This is a genomic window from Kitasatospora sp. NPDC058046, assembly GCF_042885595.1.
Classification (GTDB): domain Bacteria; phylum Actinomycetota; class Actinomycetes; order Streptomycetales; family Streptomycetaceae; genus Kitasatospora.
The window spans coordinates 90858-105861 of the sequence record NZ_JBHVRS010000001.1 but is presented as its reverse complement, the minus strand read 5'-3'; the positions used below and the strand labels follow the sequence as shown (position 1 = coordinate 105861).

Genomic DNA, 15004 nt, shown 5'->3' with positions numbered 1-15004 from the left:
TAGGCCGTAGTTCGGGTTGCCCCTAGATTGAGGGGAGCCGCCCGAAAGGCTCCTCATGCGCACTCCCTCTCCCGCCGCCCCCACCGCCGTGGTCGGCGGCAGGCTCGCGGCCGTCGGCCGGTTCTGCTTCCGCCACCGCCGCTGGGTGCTCGGCCTGTGGGCCGTCGTCCTGGTGGTCGGCGTCCTGATCGGGGGCCGGGTCTTCGAGGGCTCGGTGGCCGGGGCCTCCTCCGCCAGCGCCGAGGCCGACCGGGGCGGTGCGGTGGTCGCCGCCGCCGACCCGGCCAAGGGCACCGTCACCGCCGTGGTGGACGGCCGACCGGTGGACGATCCGCAGGTGAGGGCCGCCGTCGAGCGGGCCACCGCCGAGATCGCCGCCCTGCCCGGGGTCTCCTCCGCCCTCGACGCGTACGGCACCGGACCGGCGCCGGCCGCGCTGCGCTCCGCCGACGGGACGGCGAGCCTGGTCACCGTACGGATGGCCGACACCGCGAGCACCGCCCAGACCGACGCCGTCACCCAGCGGCTCGCCGCGCTGAACGGGGCGGGCGGCGCCCACGTCACGGTCGGCGGGGACCTGGTGCTCCAGCAGGAGGTCAAGAAGCAGACCGAGAAGGACACCCGGTTCGGCGAGCTGGTGACGCTGCCGCTCACGCTGATCGTCATGGTGCTGGTCTTCGGCGGGCTGGCGGCGGCCGCGCTGCCGGCGATCGGGGCGGTCGCCTCGGTGGGCGGCGCGCTGCTGGCGATGTTCGGGTTCAGCCGGATCATGGACATCGACACCAGCGTGCTGCCGATCGCCACGGTGCTGGGGCTCGGCCTCTCGATCGACTACGCGCTGCTCATGGTGAATCGTTTCCGCGAGGAACGCGGCCACGGCGCGGACATCGCCGCCGCCGTCGAACGGACCGCGGCGACCGCCGGACGCACCGTGGCCTTCTCCGGACTGACCGTCGCCGTCGCCCTCTCCGGTCTGTTCGTCTTCACCAGCCCGGTGCTCGGCGCGGTGGCCGCGGCCGGGGTGAGCGTGGTGGTGATCGCCGTCGCCGCCGCGCTGACCCTGATCCCCGCCCTGCTCGGCTTCGCCGGCGCGCGGATCAAGGCGCCCACCGCGCCCGTGGCCGACGAGGGGTTCTTCAGCCGGACCGTGCGCCGGGTGCGCAAGCGGGCGGTCCTGGTCACGCTCGCCTCGGTGGCGCTGCTGATGGCGGCCGGGGCGCCGTTCCTCCACGCCGAGATGCGCAGCTCCGGCGCCGCCGTCCTGCCCGCCTCCTCGGCCGGACGGCAGGTCGCCGAGACGATCGACCAGCGCTTCCCGCAGGCCTCGGCCGCGCCGATCACCGTGGTGGTCGAGGGCGGGGCACCGGTGGCGCAGGCGTACGCGGACGAGGTGGTCGCCAAGCTGCCCGGGGTGAGCGGGGTGCGGGCCGTGTCGCCGGTGGGCGACGCGGTCTCCACGATCGACGTCCTGGTGCCCGGGGACCCGCAGGGCGGGCAGGCCAGGCAGGTGGTCGAGGAGCTGCGGGCCGACCGCGGCGGGCTGACCACCTACGTCACCGGCGGCGCGGCCTCGGTGGTGGACTTCCAGGACGAGCTGCTCTCGCGCGGACCGTGGGCGCTGGGCCTGGTCGCGGCCGGGACGCTGGTGCTGCTCTTCCTGATGACCGGCTCGGTGGTGATGCCGGTCAAGGCGCTGCTGATGAACCTGCTCTCGCTGGGCGCCTCGCTCGGCGCGCTCACCCTGGTGTTCCAGGACGGCTGGTTCAGCGGGCTGCTCGGGTTCAGCCCGACCGGCGGGCTGGAGACCTTCATACCGGTGCTGGTCTTCGCCTTCGCCTTCGGGCTGTCGATGGACTACGAGGTGTTCCTGCTCGCCCGGATCAGGGAGCTGACCCTGCGCGGGCACGACTGCGTCCGGGCGGTGGAGCTGGGCGTGCAGCGCAGCGGTCGGATCATCACCTCGGCGGCGCTGCTGATGGTGATCGTCTTCGCCGGGTTCGCGCTCGGGGACATGCTGATGGTCAAGCAGATGGGCATCGCGCTGGCCGTCGCCGTCGCGGTGGACGCCACCCTGGTGCGGTGCCTGCTGGTGCCCGCCGCGATGAGCCTGTTCGGTGAGTTCAACTGGTGGGCGCCCGCCCCGCTGCGGCGGCTGCACCGGCGGTTCGGACTGAGCGAGCACGTCGACCTGCCGGAGATCGGGGCGGCGGATGTCCCGGCGCCGCGGCCGGTGGTGCCGGCGGCGGAGAGCGGGTCGGTGCCGGAGATCGGGGCGGCGGTGGTCCCGGCGCCGAGGCCGGCCGACGGGGAGGCGGCGGCCCGCGACGGCCTGGTGGGCTCAGCCCAGCCGGCGTAGCAGGTCGACCGCGGCGCGGAGCCGCTCCCGTTCGGCGGGGTCGAGGCGGGACTCGATGGCGGTGGCGATCCGGTGTTCGCGGCGGGCGCGCTGGTCGAGCAGGGCGGTGCGGCCGGCCCCGGTGGCGGTGACGAGCAGCTTGCGGCCGTCGGTGGGGTGGGGCTGTTGGACGACCAGTCCGGCCTCGGTCATCAGCGCGACGGTGCGGGCCATCGACTGGTGGCGGACCCGCTGGAGGGCGGCGAGTTCGGCGACCGTGCAGGAGCGTTCGTCGCGGACCAGCAGGCCGAGGACGGCGGCCTGGTTCTGCGGCAGTTCGTCGCTGTCGCGCAGGGAGCGGACCAGGCTGCCGAGGGCGGCGCGCAGGTCGGCGGCGAGTTCCAGGGTGTCCGGGTGCGGGGCTTCGCTGGTCATGGGGGAAGTCTATCGGCAAAATGTCCAGCACTGCTGTACAGCCTTGCTGTAGGGTTTCGAGCATGCGAATCACCAAGTTCGGACATGCCTGCGTACGCGTCGAGCACGGCGGCAGCACGGTCGTCGTCGACCCCGGGAGCTTCACCGACCCCGCCGCCCTGGCCGGGGCGGACGCCGTCCTGATCACCCACGAGCACATGGACCACTTCGAGGAGTCCCGGCTGCGCGCCGCGCTGGAGGCCGACCCGGCGCTGCGGGTGTGGACCAACCGGGCCGTCGCCGACCAGCTGGACGGCGTGGCGCAGCGGGTCGGCGTGGTCGGCGAGGGCGACGCCTTCGAGGTCGGCGGGCTCGGCGTCTCGGTGCACGGCGAGTGGCACGCGGAGATCCACCGGGACCTCCCGCCGGTGCGGAACATCGGCTTCCTCTTCGACGGCCGGCTGTTCCACCCCGGCGACGCGTTCACCGTGCCGCCGCACGCCGTGGAGACCCTGCTGCTGCCGATCGCGGCCCCCTGGAGCAAGGCCTCCGAGGTGGTCGACTACGTCCGGGAAGCCTCGCCGCGCCGGGCGGTGCCGGTGCACGAGGCGGTGCTCAGCCCGATCGGGCTCGCCGTGCAGACCCGGCTGGTCGGGCCGGACGGGCCGGGGACGGGTGCGGAGCTGTTGGTGCTGGGGGAGGGCGAGAGCCTGGAGCTGGGCTGACCGGGCCTGTGCTCGACCGGATCCGGGCTTCGCCGGGCCTGTTCGGGTCGGAGCCGGGCCGACCGGGCCTGGGCCGGCCGGGCCTCTGCTGACGGGTTCGAGGGGGCACCGGTAGCCTGACGCCATGCTGAAGATCGGACTGACGGGCGGCATCGGTGCGGGCAAGAGCGAGGTGTCCCGGCTGTTCGCCGCGCACGGCGCGGTGATCGTGGACTCCGACGTGATCGCCCGCGAGGTGGTCGCCCCCGGAACGGACGGTCTGGCGGTCGTGGTCGCCGAGTTCGGACCGGGGGTGCTGCGGGAGGACGGCTCGCTGGACCGTCCGGCGCTCGGCGCGGTCGTGTTCGCCGACCCGGAGCGGCTGAAGGCGCTGAACGCGATCGTCCACCCGCTGGTGCGGACCCGCTCCGCCGAGCTGGAGGCGGCGGCCGCGCCGGACGCGGTCGTGGTGCACGACGTGCCGCTGCTGGCCGAGAACGGCCTGGCGCCGCTGTTCGACCTGGTCGTGGTGGTGGACGCGGCCGACGAGGTGCGGCTGGACCGGCTGGTGCGGCTGCGCGGGATGGCCGAGGAGGAGGCCCGGGCCCGGATGGCCGCGCAGGCCTCCCGGGACGGGCGGTTGGCGATCGCGGACCTGGTGATCGACAACGGCGGCGGCCTGGCGGAGCTGGAGGCGCGGGTGGCCGAGGTCTGGGCGGAGCTGGTGCGGCGCGCGGCGGCCTGACGCCGGGTCGGCCCCCGGCGGCCGATCGGGGCGGCCGGCGGCCGTCGGCCCGAGCAGTCGTCGGACCGAGTGGCCGGGAAGGGACTGGTGGAAGGCTCCGGCGGGAGGGGAGCATGGCGGAATGGATGATCGTTTCTCGCCCGCGCCGCCGCTCGCCGGACAGCCTCCCGCCGGACAGTCTCCCGCCGAACAGCCGCTCGTCGGAGCGCCCGTGGTCGAACGGCTCGCGCAGTACGGCCGCGCCGAGCAGGCCGAGATCCTCGGCCCCGGGGACGACCCGTACGGCGTCGCGTACACGGGGCTGAGCTTCCGCCCCAAGGAGATCCACTTCGGCATCCGGGCCGCCGACGGCCGGCTCGTCGCCCACACCGGACTGGTGCCGCTGCCGCTCACCGTGGGCGGCACCGACCTGGCCGTGATGGGCGTCGGCGGGGTCTGCGTCGCGCCCGACCGGCGCCACGGCGGCCTCGCGCAGGCCGTGGTCGGGGCCGCCCTCGACCACGCGCGCACGCTCGGCCACCGGTACGCGCTGCTGTTCTGCCGCCCGCCGCTGGCCGCGTTCTACCGGGGGCTCGGCTTCCGGGAGGTGGCCGAGCGGGTGACGGTGGAACAGCCGGAGGGACGGCTGGCGGAGATGCCGCTGCGCACCATGTGGGCGCCGCTGGCCGTCGGGGCCGGGTGGCCGGAGGGGCCGGTGCGGCTGCGGTCGCTGCCGATGTGAGACGCGCTCGCGCATGAGGCGCGCTCAGGTGCGGGGCTTGATCAGGCCGTTGTGACCGTCGCGGCCGGGGTGCCCGCGTCCGCGTGCGCCACGGCGGCGCCGGCCAGGGCGCGGATCATGGGGTGCGCCCGGGTGCCGTCGCCGGACAGCTCGGGCTGGAAGAGCGAGGCCAGGAAGAACGGGTGGCCGGGCAGCTCCAGGACGCGCACCTCGCCCGACTCGTCCGCGCCGCTGAACCGCAGGCCGTGCGCGGCCAGCCGCTCCAGGTAGGCGCCGTTGAGGCCGTACGCGCAGTGGTAGCGCTCCAGGGTGCGGGTGGCGCCGAGGACCCGCTCGGCGAGGCTCCCCGGGGTGACGGTGACGGCCCCCTCGTGGCCGACCAGCGAACAGGCCAGCGGGACGATCACCTGCTGCTCCGCGTCCGGGTGGTCCTCGCCGTTCACGGCCCCGGCCAGGCCGCAGACGTTCCGGGCGTACTCCAGCACCGCGTGCTGGAACCCGGCGCAGGTGCCGAGGAAGGGGATGCCGCGCTCGCGGGCGGTCCGGACGGCGGCCAGCGCGCCGGCCTCGCTGCGGAACGGGCTGCCGGGCAGCAGCCAGACCGCGTCGAAGCCGTCCAGGGCGCCGGGCGCGGCGGCGTCCCCGGTCGGGATCCAGTAGGCGTCCAGGACGAGGTGGTCGTGCTCGGCGAGGGCGTCCAGCAGGCCGGGGATCCGGGCGTGCGAGCGGACGGCGGGGGAGCGGTCGCCGACGAGGGCGACCCGGGGGGTCTGATGCGTCATGCGGCTATCCTGACCCCGCACCCGAGATCAGCGCCAACGATGATTCCTTAAGCTTCGATCAGAACGGTTGATGTCCACCGTGGACCCGCAGCAGCTGCGCACCTTCGTCACCGTCGCCCGCCTCGCCTCCTTCTCGGAGGCGGCCCGGGAGCTCGGCTACACCCAGTCCGCGGTCTCCCAGCAGATCGCCGCGCTGGAGGCGGACCTCGGGACCGCGCTGCTGCTCCGCCGCCCGGTCGGCCCGACCGGGGCCGGGCAGCGGCTGCTGGAGCACGCCGCACCGCTGCTGGTCCGGCTGGAGGCGGCGCGCGCCGACGTCGCACGCCTGGCGGGCGCTGCGAACACCCGGCTGGTGCTCGGGGCCACCGCGCTGGCGGTCGGTGCGGCACTGGGGCGCGCACTCGGCGAGGTGCGCCGGGCGTACCCGAGGGTGGAACCGGTGGTCCGGGTCCTCGCCCAGGACGTGCTGCCCGCCCAGGTCGCCACCGGCGAGGTCGACCTCGCCCTGGTCGACGGACTGGCCGCGCCCAGCGACCCGCTGCCGCTGCCCGACGTCGGGCCGCTGCGCACCGTCGCGGTGGCCGAGCGGCCGGTCGCCGTCGCGCTGCCCGTCGGCCACCCGCTGGCCGGGCGCGCCGGCCTCGCGCTCGCCGACCTCTCCGCCGCCCGCTGGCTGGACGCCCCCGACCTCACCCCGCCCGCGGCCCGGCTGTGCGCGGCCGCGGGCGTCGACGGCTTCCGGCCGGCCACCCGCTACCAGGGCACCGACCTGCACGGACTGCTCGCGCTGGTGGCGGCCGGGCACGGGCTCACCCTGCTGCCCGAGCCGGTGCTCGACGCGGCGCCCGGGGTCGGGTACGCGCCGATCGCCGCGCCCCGGCTGGTGCACCGCACCGAACTCGTCCACGGCAGCCTGCCGGAGGGGCCGGCGGCGCTGCTGGCGCGGCTGCTGGAGTCGTCCCGGGGCTAGAGGTCTGCGGCCTTGGAAATCGGTTGCGCGGGCCAATGGTGCCGATGGAATGATCAGGCGATGAGCACCGGAATCATCATCAGACAGGTACGGGTCGAGGACTGGCAGCGGGCCCGGGACCTCCGCCTCGACGCGCTGCGGGACCCGGTCGCGGCCGTGGCCTTCCTGGAGGTCTACGAGCAGGCCGTCACCAAGCCCGACGAGTTCTGGCAGGACCGCACGACCCGGGCGGCGACGGACCCGCACGCGGCGCAGTTCATCGCGGAGGCCGAGGACGGGCGCTGGCTCGGCAGCATGACCGGGGTGGTCGAGCTGACCGGCGGGAACGGCGCTCTGGAGGGCGACGTCATCGAGGTCGACCAGGTGCACGTGGTCGGGGTGTTCGTCCGCGAGGAGGCGCGGGGCACCGGGCTGGCGCTCGACCTGATCCGGACCCTCCAGGAGTGGGCGTGGTCGCTCACCGGGCCCAGGATCGAGCGGGTGCGGCTGTTCGTCCACGAGGACAACCCCCGGGCCGAGGCGATGTACCGGAAGGCCGGCTTCGAGCCCTCCGGGGTGACGCTGCCGGCGCCCGGCGGCCTGGCCGGCCGGGAGGTCGAACTGGCGGTCCTGCGGGGCTGACCGCACGGCCGGGAGGCGGGGGCGGGGAGACGGGCGCGGGGAGACGGGGGCGGGGCGCTCGTCGGGGCGCGGTTGTGGAGACGCGGTCACCAGGCGTTCACGTCACGGATCTGACGGTGGTCGGCCGGGTGGTGCTGTCATGAGCACAGTCGCCCGGCGAGAGGCCGGGCCGGACCAGGAGTGCTTCCCCCATGATGCTCCGTCACCGTCTCACCGTCACCGCCTCGGCGGCCGCCCTCGCCGCCGCCGGGCTCGCCGCCGGCACCGCGCAGGCCGCCGCCCCGGCCCACGGCACCGCCCAGAAGGCCCGTACGCTCGCGGCGAGTTGTTCGCAGGCGTACCTGCCGCTGCCCGACCCGTCCTGCACCCCCGGTGCGTACAACCCGGACGTCACCCAGGCGACCATCGGCCAGACCATCTGCGTCTCCGGCTGGACCGCCACCGTCCGCCCGCCGACCAGCTACACCAACGCGCTGAAGGTGCAGCAGATCGCGGCCTACGGCTACGCGGACACCAGCACGGCGGACTACGAGGAGGACCACCTCGTCCCGCTGGAGCTCGGCGGCGCCCCGCGCGACCCGGCCAACCTGTGGCCCGAGCCGCGCTACGGCAGCCAGCCGGCGCAGAGCAAGGACTCCGTCGAGACCAAGCTCAAGAACGCGGTCTGCGGCGGCCGGGCCGGCCTCGACGACGCGCGCGCCGCGATCGCGAAGGACTGGACCACCGCGCTCAGCGTCCTGGGGCTGTGAGCCCGGGCCTGATCTGATCGGGCCGCCCGGTCCGTCCGCCCCCGTCCCGGTCCTCGGGAGGGGTCGGGCGGACCGGGCGCGCGCCGGACGTCAGCGCCCGTCGCAGCCGGGGAGCGCCTCGCACATCGCCGCCGTCATGCCGGTGCCGACGGCCTTGTCCTCGGGGGCCTTCCAGGCGTCCTTGGGCTGGGCACCGGCCTTGGTGGTGGCCCAGACGGCCAGCTCGCTGACCGTACCGCCGTCGCCGACCACGTACTCGTGCAGGGTGACGGTGCCGCCGTCGGCCTGCGGAACGGTCAGGACGGCGGCGAAGTACGGCGCGTCCGGGGCGCTTTCGACCTTCACGGTGGCGCCGGGCGCGGTCTTGGCACAGGACTTGAGCGCCTCCGCCAGGCGGGCCTCGGCCATGTTGGTGGACTGCTTGGCGGCGCTGCTGTGGACCGGGTCGCCGTGGAACAGCAGGGTCTGCTGGGCCGCCCAGCGGTCCCCGCCGAAGCCGACCTCGGACTTCGCGGCGGCGGTGCCCGTGAACAGCGGCTCGTCGTCCTTGGCGATCGCGGCGCGGCACAGCTCCAGGCCCTTGAACTGGACCGGCCCGGAGACCTGCTTGGCGTTGGCCGCCAGCGGCGTGTAGTGGTAACTCTCGTCCATCGGGATGTTCTTGGTGTCCATCCAGGCCTTGTCCGGGATGCCCTTGTCGGAGCCGGCGGGCTTGGTGGGGTTGGTGCTGGGCGTGGGGGCCGCGGCGGGGAGGGCGGTCTGGCCGCCGTCCCCGCTGTCGGGCCCGCAGGCGCTGAGCGCGCCCAGGCAGACGAGGGCGGCGGCGGTGGCGGTGACGACTCTGGTGGTGCGCAACTGACTGTTCCTCGGGTGTCCGGTGGCGTGGAACGGGGTCGGCCGCGCACCGCCCTGCCGTTGGGGGCGAAGGGCGGGGTCGGCCGCGGGCCGCTGGTGCGCGGCGCCGGCCGTCCGTCCTCGCCGCCCGCGCGACGCGCGGTCGCGGGCACTCGGCATGGCGGGCCTCCCCCTGTGCGTTAGGGCCGTCGGCTCCTCGGCCCGCCGCCCGCCTCGGAGATGAGGGGCGGTCAGGGTCGTGGCGGCGCATCGGCGGCGGTCGAAACCTATGCCACCGAACGGCCGCTCGCAAAGCCGGGTTCCGGCCGGAGGCCCGGATTCCCTTTGGGGTTGGTGGGTCCTGTGGGGTGGGTGGGGTCGGGTGGCGGACGGCGTGCGGGGGATCCCCGGGGCGCGCGACCGGCACCGCGCGCGGGCCGGGTGCGGCACATCCGGGCTGGTGGGGGGGTGTGCCGGGCCCGGCGACCGGCGGCGAAGGGGTGCGCGATGTCAACACCCGGAGCTGAACCGCGCGACGGGCGGCGGCCGTCGAACGGGGAGGAGGGAGCGCGCCGTAGTGCGGGTGAGCCGTTACGCGTGGGTGCCGTTACGCATGGGTGCCCGGGACGCCGAGCTGCTGGGCGAGCCAGGGGAGGGCCTGGGCGAAGGACGCGGCACCGGTCTGCCAGGTGTGCCTGCCGGAGCCGACCACGTTCACGGTGCGGATGCCGTCCTTCCGGGCCGCCGCCTCCAGGGCCCTGGCGGAGTCGATCTGGCCGTGCTCCTCGTCGCCCTGGGCGAAGTAGCCGGAGACGCCCTGGTACTTGGGGTGGTGGGCGAGCGCGGTCAGCGGGTCGTGGGCGGCCCAGGCCGCGGCGTCGCCCCCGTACAGCTCCTGGACGGTGTGGTCCTTGTCGCCGGTGGACGGGCCCTTGTCGCCGGAGAAGTCGCCGAAGTGGGTGAAGACGTTCGGGTGCTCGACGGTGAGGTCGACCGCGCAGGTGCCGCCCATCGACCAGCCGGCCACGCCCCACTTGTGCGGGTCGGTGGCGGCGTTGAAGGTCTTCTGGACGAACGGCGGGACGTCCTTGAGCAGATGGCTCTCGGCCTGGCCGTGCGGACCGTCCACGCACTCGGTGTCCACCCGGAAGCCGCCGGTGGCGTCCACGAACACCAGGATCGGGGCGAAGCCGTTGTGCCGGGCGGCGAAGGCGTCGGCGGTCTTCACGGCGTTGCCCGAGCGGATCCAGTTGTCGGGCGCCGCGAACTCGCCGCCGATCATCTCCAGGACGGGCAACTTGGGCCGGGTCTGGCTGCGGAACCAGGCGGGCGGCAGGTAGACCAGCTCCTGGCGGTGGGCGAAGCCGCTGGCGGTGTCCGGTATGTCGACCTGGACGATGCGGCCCGTGCCCGTCCGGCCGTGGATCGACTTCAGCTCGTCCAGGGTGATCTGCTCCGGCAGCGGCTGCCCGCCGAGCTCGCCGATCGCGTCGTCCAGCGTCGGGTAGTAGCCGGTGGCGATGTTCACGCTGTTCGCCGCGCAGAACAGCGCCAGCAGCACGGTCGGCGCCACCAGCGCCCGGCGCCACCACCGCGCGCCGCGCCAGCCGAAGCCGAGCACGCACAGCGCCGCGACCGCCACCCCGCTCCACAGCCAGACCCCGAACGGGACCGGGTCGGTGATCCCGCCCAGCGTCAGCACGGCGACGGCGCCGGCCGCGGTGAGCGCCAGCGCCGTCCCGAGCGCGATCGGCCCCCGCCTCCGCAGCCACGCCCGCTCCCGTCGGGCGGCGGTGGCCAGGAGCAGCGCGAGGGCCGCGGCCTGGACCGTCCACGGGAACCAGCCGTCGAGCAGGGAGACGTTCATAGGGCCGGAGGCTAGGGGCGGAGGATGAGAGGCTGGTTAGAGGCTGGCAGTTCGCTGGAAGAGCGCTGTGAGGAGGAAGGGGACGCCGAAGGCCTCGGAATCCGGGCCGTGCGCCGCCATCGGGCGGATCTCCAGCGGCTCGAACTCGCGGAACAGCGAGCGCAGTTCGGCCGGCGAGTAGGCCAGCCCGCCCTCCAGTGAGCCGAGCCGGTAGAGCTCCTCGTCGGGCCGCTCGGAGCCCATCGCCCCGGCCGCGAAGGTGGTGACGGCGAAGTGCCCGCCCGGGGCGAGGGCGCGGTCCAGGAGGGCCAGGTAGCCGACCCGGCGGTGCGGCGGCAGGTGGTGCAGGCAGCCGGAGTCGTAGACCAGGTCGTAGGTGTCGCAAGGGAGTTGGACCTCGAAGATGCTCGCCCGGTGGAAGCGCGGGCGGGCTCCGGGGCCGGCCTCGTGGGCGCGCTCCTCGGCCCAGGCGAGGGCGGTGGCGGAGAGGTCGACGGCGTCCACCTCGAAGCCGAGCGAGGCCAGATGGATCGCGTTGCGGCCGGTGCCGCAGCCCAGGTCGAGCACCCGGCCGGGGGCCGGCGGCAGCAGGCCGCGGTCCAGGTAGGAGACCAGGTTCTCGTCCGGCTTCGGCGCGAAGAACGGGCGCTCGGCGGACCGGTCCTCGTAGAACCGGTCCCAGAACGGTTCGGCCGGCCGGAAGAAGCCGTCGAGGAGGGCGAGGACGTCTTCGGTGGTGCGGATCGTACGGTTCATACGGCCGAGCGTAGGACGCTCGGGGGGTGGGCGCGATCGCGGCAAAAGCCGCTGGGTGGTGGGCTGTTGGGGGCTTCCTCGCCTTGGTGTGGGCGGGTGCCTCGGGGGCGTGGAGGAGGGCGGCGTCGCTGTCGCCGGAGGCCGGGACGGGCCGTTTCCGTCGGGCGGGGAGAGGTGCCGGGGAGGGGGCCGACATCACGCTTCGATCAAGGATTCCCGGCAGGGATTCCCAGGCTTCCGCCAGTGAGGTGGTGTACGTTCGAAAAGTTTTGCCCGCTCCAAGCTCCGCTCGCCATGCCCGCCGCTCACCCGGAAGACCAAGTGCCTGCTGTGATACAGCCGACGACCGCCCAGACCCACGAAGCCCGACCGCTGCGCCCCTCCCGCCGGAGGCGGGCGACCGCCCTCGCCGCCGCGGCGCTGGCCGCCACCCTCCTCACGGCCGGGTGCAAGGCCTCGGCCGACGAAACGTCGTCGGCGGCGACGCCGATTCCGATCCCGAGTGTGATCGGAATGCACGGGGACAAGGCCAAGGACGCCCTCCAGCAGCCGGACGCCCGGGCCGCCAAGACCGTGACGTTCCAGGACGTCCACGCGGGCGAGTCCCACACGCGGTCGGTCCTCATGCCGAGCCACTGGAAGGTCTGCTCCCAGCAGCCGGCCGCCGGGGAACCCTCGGCGAAGGACACGACGGTGACGCTGTCCGTGGTGAAGAACGAGGAGGACTGCCCGGGAGGCGCCGCGCCCGCCCCGGCGGACCCCGCCCCTGCCCCGGCCCCGGCCTCCCCGACCGCGACCGCACCGGCCGATCCGGCGGCACCGAGCGTTCCCGCGGCGCCCCCAGCCCCGGCCGCCCCGGCTCCCGCCGCTCCCGCTCCCGCCGCCCCGCCCGCCCCGGCCCCGACGCACGCCCCGCCGGCGCCGCAGCCCGCCGCACCCTCGGAACACCAGGCGTCAGCCTGCACCACCGATTCCAAGGGCAACTGCATAGTCCGGGGTCGCATCTGCCCCAACAGCGCCCACGGCGACACCGGCAGCGACGCCAACGGCCGTGTTCTCACCTGCCGGGACAACAACGGCTGGCGCTGGGAGTAGCCACCCGACCAGCCGGGGCGGTTTGTCGGCCGCCCCGGCTCGGTCGCGGGCTACGGCACCCGGCCGACGACGGCGGTCGGCTCGTCGAGGAAGACGAGCTGTTCCTCGACGGTGATGCGGAGCCCGAACCGGTCCGGGCCCGGCCGGTTCTGCTTCTCCCACCAGGCGTGGGCGTCCTCGATCTCGGTCCAGAGGCGGCGCGGGCCGTACTGCCGGACGGCGAAGCGGTCCTCCTGCCGGCCGTCGTGGTCGACGGCGGCCCACGAGCGCGCGTCCGTCGTGGCCACCCAGAGCCGGGAAGTCACTCCTTCGGCATCCGGCTCGTGCTGCCAGGCCGTCCACACGTCGCCGAGCTTCAGCCCGAGGGCGAACCGCGCGTCCAGGTCCTCGCCGCTCACCTGCCACGGTGAGAGCCGGGTGGTGGACTCCTCGGGTTCGTGGTCGTCACGGACGACGTCCCGGAAGATGCGCAGGTCGATCCGCTGGCCGCGCATCAGCATGAACGAGGCGTCCGGGCTGAACCGCCCGGTCGCGCGCCCGCCTTCGACGGTGAGGGTGAGCAGTCCCCAGGAGAGCATCGGGCTCTCCCACGGCGTCACGATGGTGCCGCCGGGGCGGGTCTGCTCGATCCACGCCGTCGGCACCCGGCTGACCGAGCAGGTGGAGACGACCCGGTCGTACGGCTGCCGCCGGGCCCAACCAAGGGCTCCGTCCCCGCAGACGACCTCCACGTCCACGCCCGCCGCGTTCAGGGACGAGTGGGCCCGCCAGGTGACCGCGGGGTCGATCTCGATCGAGACGACACGGCCGGGACCGGCCCGGTGCGCGAGCAGAGCCGCGTTCCAGCCGGTGCCGGTGCCGACCTCCAGGACGGTCTGGCCGGGGCGGGCATCGAGTGCTTCGAGCATTCGCACGACCATCGCCGGTGAGGACGCCGAGGACGACGGCCAGGCGTCGGAGCCGTCGGCCGGCTCCACGCCGTCATTGACCTGGGTGACGACCGGAGCGTTGTCGTAGGCGGCCGCGAACCAGCGGTCGGGCTCGGAGCTGATGTCGCACGGTTCGAGGTCGCCGCTGTCGTCGGAGAGCCAGATCCGCTCCGGGAGGAAACGGTGGCGCGGGACCGCCGTGATGGCGTCCTTCCACTCCGACGGGACGGGACGACCGAGCTCTTCGCTGATGGCCCGCAGCAGGCCGCGCGAGGCGGCCTGCTGCGGGTGGAGGCTCTCCGTCACTTGTCCTTCTTCTCGTGCTTCGGGGCGGGCGCCGGGCGCGAGGTGTCCTTCGACGGCTTGTCCTTGCCCGGGTCCTGGTCGCCCGCGTGCTTCCCTGCCACCCCGATCGCGGGTCCGCGGTGGCCACTGCTGCGGGTGTGCGGCCCGGTGGGCCGGTACCGGTCCGGCGGACGCGGTGTCGTCGGCCTGGGCTCGGACTTCGGTTTCGGCTGCGGTGGGTCGGTGACCTGCAAGGCACTGCTCCGCTCAGCTCGTAGGAGTGGTGACGCTGGAGACGGTAGGCAGTGGGGACGTAGGCAGTCGACGAACTTGCCGGAGCTTGCTCGGAGTCATCCGAGCGCATCGATGGCGCTGGTGATGAGCGACCTCGCATCGGCCCCGTAGACAGCGATGCCTGCCAGTTCGGAAAACGCCTGGCCGTACTCGGCGATCTCGGCGGGCTGAGTGATGGTGAGGTGGGCGGAGACGAGTTCGACGTTCACCTGCATGTCGTCATACATCGTGAAGGACTCAACCGGCCAGCCAGACCCCCTGGTCGAGCCGAGCGGGATCACCCCGAGGCTGACGGACGGCAGGGTGCCGACCGCGATCAGATGGGCGAGTTGACCGACGAGGACGTCCGGGGTGCCGATGACCGTCCGAAGTACCCACTCCTCGACCAGGACGGCGAAGCGGTGGTCTCCGGTGTGCAGCACCTTCTGCCGATCCATCCGAACCGCGACGGCGTCGTCGACGTCGTCGGGAGTGCTGCGCAGCGACACGATCGTGTTGAGCACGGCACGCGTGTAGGCCGCTGTCTGAAGCAGGCCGGGGACGACCCACGACTGGTACATGCGGAATCGGCGTGTGCGGTCGAAGAGGGGACGCACGGATTCCTGCGCCCGTTTGAGACCTGTCCGCTCAAGCCGGCGCCATTCGATGTACATGCCCTCGATGTTCCGGGCGGTTGCGATGAGGTCCGCTGCCTGATCGGGAGCGCCGCAGATGGCGGTCCAGACACGGATGTCGGCCTCTGACGGCATGACGCGACCGCTCTGGATCTTGGAACATTTGGATTCGTGCCACCGCGCAGCTTCGGCCAGCGCCCGCGCGCTGAGTCCGGAATCTCGCCGGATGTCGCGCAGACGCTGGCCGAGGGTTTGCTTCGCTTGCTGGACACTGGATGACGCGGACACG

Annotated in this window: 15 protein-coding genes; 8 read left to right on the top strand and 7 right to left on the bottom strand. The window is 74.1% G+C overall.

Translation table 11 applies throughout. The features are described 5' to 3' along the window. Nucleotides 1-55 precede the first annotated feature (55 nt). The gene (locus tag ACFVU7_RS00490; protein WP_388043589.1) at nt 56-2356 is read left to right on the top strand and encodes an MMPL family transporter; all 2301 of its coding nucleotides are present in this window, start codon (nt 56-58) and stop codon (nt 2354-2356) included. Here ACFVU7_RS00490 and ACFVU7_RS00485 read toward each other — a convergent pair. After that, on the bottom strand, nt 2339-2770 hold the full coding sequence (locus ACFVU7_RS00485; protein WP_117487382.1) for a MarR family winged helix-turn-helix transcriptional regulator: 432 nt from the start codon (nt 2768-2770) through the stop codon (nt 2339-2341). The genes ACFVU7_RS00490 and ACFVU7_RS00485 overlap by 18 nt on opposite strands. 62 nt (nt 2771-2832) lie before the next feature. On the opposite strand from ACFVU7_RS00485, the gene ACFVU7_RS00480 reads away from it, so the two are divergent. From ACFVU7_RS00480 to ACFVU7_RS00470, 3 genes are all read left to right on the top strand, one after another. Beyond that, nucleotides 2833-3474, top strand: coding sequence for an MBL fold metallo-hydrolase (locus ACFVU7_RS00480; protein ID WP_117487381.1), 642 nt, complete (start codon nt 2833-2835; stop codon nt 3472-3474). A 124-nt stretch (nt 3475-3598) separates the two neighbouring features. Continuing rightward, nucleotides 3599-4198, top strand: coding sequence for a dephospho-CoA kinase (coaE, locus tag ACFVU7_RS00475; protein ID WP_388043586.1), 600 nt, complete (start codon nt 3599-3601; stop codon nt 4196-4198). A gap of 121 nt (nt 4199-4319) precedes the next feature. Further along, nucleotides 4320-4919, top strand: coding sequence for a GNAT family N-acetyltransferase (locus ACFVU7_RS00470; RefSeq protein ID WP_388043585.1), 600 nt, complete (start codon nt 4320-4322; stop codon nt 4917-4919). A 41-nt stretch (nt 4920-4960) separates the two neighbouring features. Here the strand turns inward: ACFVU7_RS00470 and ACFVU7_RS00465 are convergent, their stop codons facing one another. Then, the gene (locus ACFVU7_RS00465; protein ID WP_388043583.1) at nt 4961-5701 is read right to left on the bottom strand and encodes a hypothetical protein; all 741 of its coding nucleotides are present in this window, start codon (nt 5699-5701) and stop codon (nt 4961-4963) included. Nucleotides 5702-5771: 70 nt separating this feature from the next. Between ACFVU7_RS00465 and ACFVU7_RS00460 the strand changes: the two genes are divergently transcribed. From ACFVU7_RS00460 to ACFVU7_RS00450, 3 genes are all read left to right on the top strand, one after another. Continuing rightward, the gene (locus ACFVU7_RS00460) at nt 5772-6671 is read left to right on the top strand and encodes a LysR family transcriptional regulator (protein WP_388043581.1); all 900 of its coding nucleotides are present in this window, start codon (nt 5772-5774) and stop codon (nt 6669-6671) included. Nucleotides 6672-6731: 60 nt separating this feature from the next. Beyond that, on the top strand, nt 6732-7292 hold the full coding sequence (locus ACFVU7_RS00455) for a GNAT family N-acetyltransferase (RefSeq protein WP_388043579.1): 561 nt from the start codon (nt 6732-6734) through the stop codon (nt 7290-7292). Between the two features lie 191 nt (nt 7293-7483). Next, on the top strand, nt 7484-8041 hold the full coding sequence (locus ACFVU7_RS00450) for a hypothetical protein (RefSeq protein WP_049658561.1): 558 nt from the start codon (nt 7484-7486) through the stop codon (nt 8039-8041). Nucleotides 8042-8131: 90 nt separating this feature from the next. On the opposite strand, the gene ACFVU7_RS00445 is transcribed toward ACFVU7_RS00450, so the two are convergent. The 3 genes from ACFVU7_RS00445 to ACFVU7_RS00435 all read right to left on the bottom strand — a co-directional run bounded on the left by ACFVU7_RS00445 (nt 8132) and on the right by ACFVU7_RS00435 (nt 11498). Further along, entirely contained in the window at nt 8132-8896 is a 765-nt protein-coding gene (locus ACFVU7_RS00445) for a hypothetical protein (protein WP_380738760.1), read from the bottom strand. A gap of 586 nt (nt 8897-9482) precedes the next feature. Next, nucleotides 9483-10742 carry an alpha/beta hydrolase gene (locus ACFVU7_RS00440; RefSeq protein ID WP_388043578.1) on the bottom strand — a complete coding sequence of 420 codons (1260 nt, stop codon included), beginning with the start codon at nt 10740-10742 and terminating at the stop codon, nt 9483-9485. A 36-nt stretch (nt 10743-10778) separates the two neighbouring features. Further along, the gene (locus ACFVU7_RS00435) at nt 10779-11498 is read right to left on the bottom strand and encodes a class I SAM-dependent methyltransferase (RefSeq protein ID WP_388043576.1); all 720 of its coding nucleotides are present in this window, start codon (nt 11496-11498) and stop codon (nt 10779-10781) included. Nucleotides 11499-11819: 321 nt separating this feature from the next. On the opposite strand from ACFVU7_RS00435, the gene ACFVU7_RS00430 reads away from it, so the two are divergent. Beyond that, nucleotides 11820-12593 (top strand): hypothetical protein, encoded by a 774-nt coding sequence (locus tag ACFVU7_RS00430; protein ID WP_388043574.1) that lies wholly within the window; start codon nt 11820-11822, stop codon nt 12591-12593. A gap of 50 nt (nt 12594-12643) precedes the next feature. Here the strand turns inward: ACFVU7_RS00430 and ACFVU7_RS00425 are convergent, their stop codons facing one another. Then, the gene (locus tag ACFVU7_RS00425) at nt 12644-13828 is read right to left on the bottom strand and encodes a methyltransferase domain-containing protein (protein ID WP_388043572.1); all 1185 of its coding nucleotides are present in this window, start codon (nt 13826-13828) and stop codon (nt 12644-12646) included. 329 nt (nt 13829-14157) lie between these two features. Next, complete coding sequence (locus ACFVU7_RS00420; protein ID WP_388043570.1) at nt 14158-15003, bottom strand: helix-turn-helix domain-containing protein; 846 nt, start codon at nt 15001-15003, stop codon at nt 14158-14160. Nucleotide 15004 lies beyond the last annotated feature (1 nt).

Excerpts from the sequence above, each read along its gene's own strand:
- ACFVU7_RS00490 (WP_388043589.1), top strand. The coding sequence starts at position 56 with ATGCGCACTCCCTCTCCCGCCGCCCCCACCGCCGTGGTCGGCGGCAGG.
- ACFVU7_RS00455 (WP_388043579.1), top strand. The coding sequence starts at position 6,732 with ATGAGCACCGGAATCATCATCAGACAGGTACGGGTCGAGGACTGGCAG.
- coaE (WP_388043586.1), top strand. The coding sequence starts at position 3,599 with ATGCTGAAGATCGGACTGACGGGCGGCATCGGTGCGGGCAAGAGCGAG.
- ACFVU7_RS00435 (WP_388043576.1), bottom strand. The coding sequence starts at position 11,498 with ATGAACCGTACGATCCGCACCACCGAAGACGTCCTCGCCCTCCTCGAC.
- ACFVU7_RS00460 (WP_388043581.1), top strand. The coding sequence starts at position 5,772 with ATGTCCACCGTGGACCCGCAGCAGCTGCGCACCTTCGTCACCGTCGCC.
- ACFVU7_RS00465 (WP_388043583.1), bottom strand. The coding sequence starts at position 5,701 with ATGACGCATCAGACCCCCCGGGTCGCCCTCGTCGGCGACCGCTCCCCC.
- ACFVU7_RS00470 (WP_388043585.1), top strand. The coding sequence starts at position 4,320 with ATGGATGATCGTTTCTCGCCCGCGCCGCCGCTCGCCGGACAGCCTCCC.
- ACFVU7_RS00440 (WP_388043578.1), bottom strand. The coding sequence starts at position 10,742 with ATGAACGTCTCCCTGCTCGACGGCTGGTTCCCGTGGACGGTCCAGGCC.
- ACFVU7_RS00450 (WP_049658561.1), top strand. The coding sequence starts at position 7,484 with ATGATGCTCCGTCACCGTCTCACCGTCACCGCCTCGGCGGCCGCCCTC.
- ACFVU7_RS00485 (WP_117487382.1), bottom strand. The coding sequence starts at position 2,770 with ATGACCAGCGAAGCCCCGCACCCGGACACCCTGGAACTCGCCGCCGAC.
- ACFVU7_RS00480 (WP_117487381.1), top strand. The coding sequence starts at position 2,833 with ATGCGAATCACCAAGTTCGGACATGCCTGCGTACGCGTCGAGCACGGC.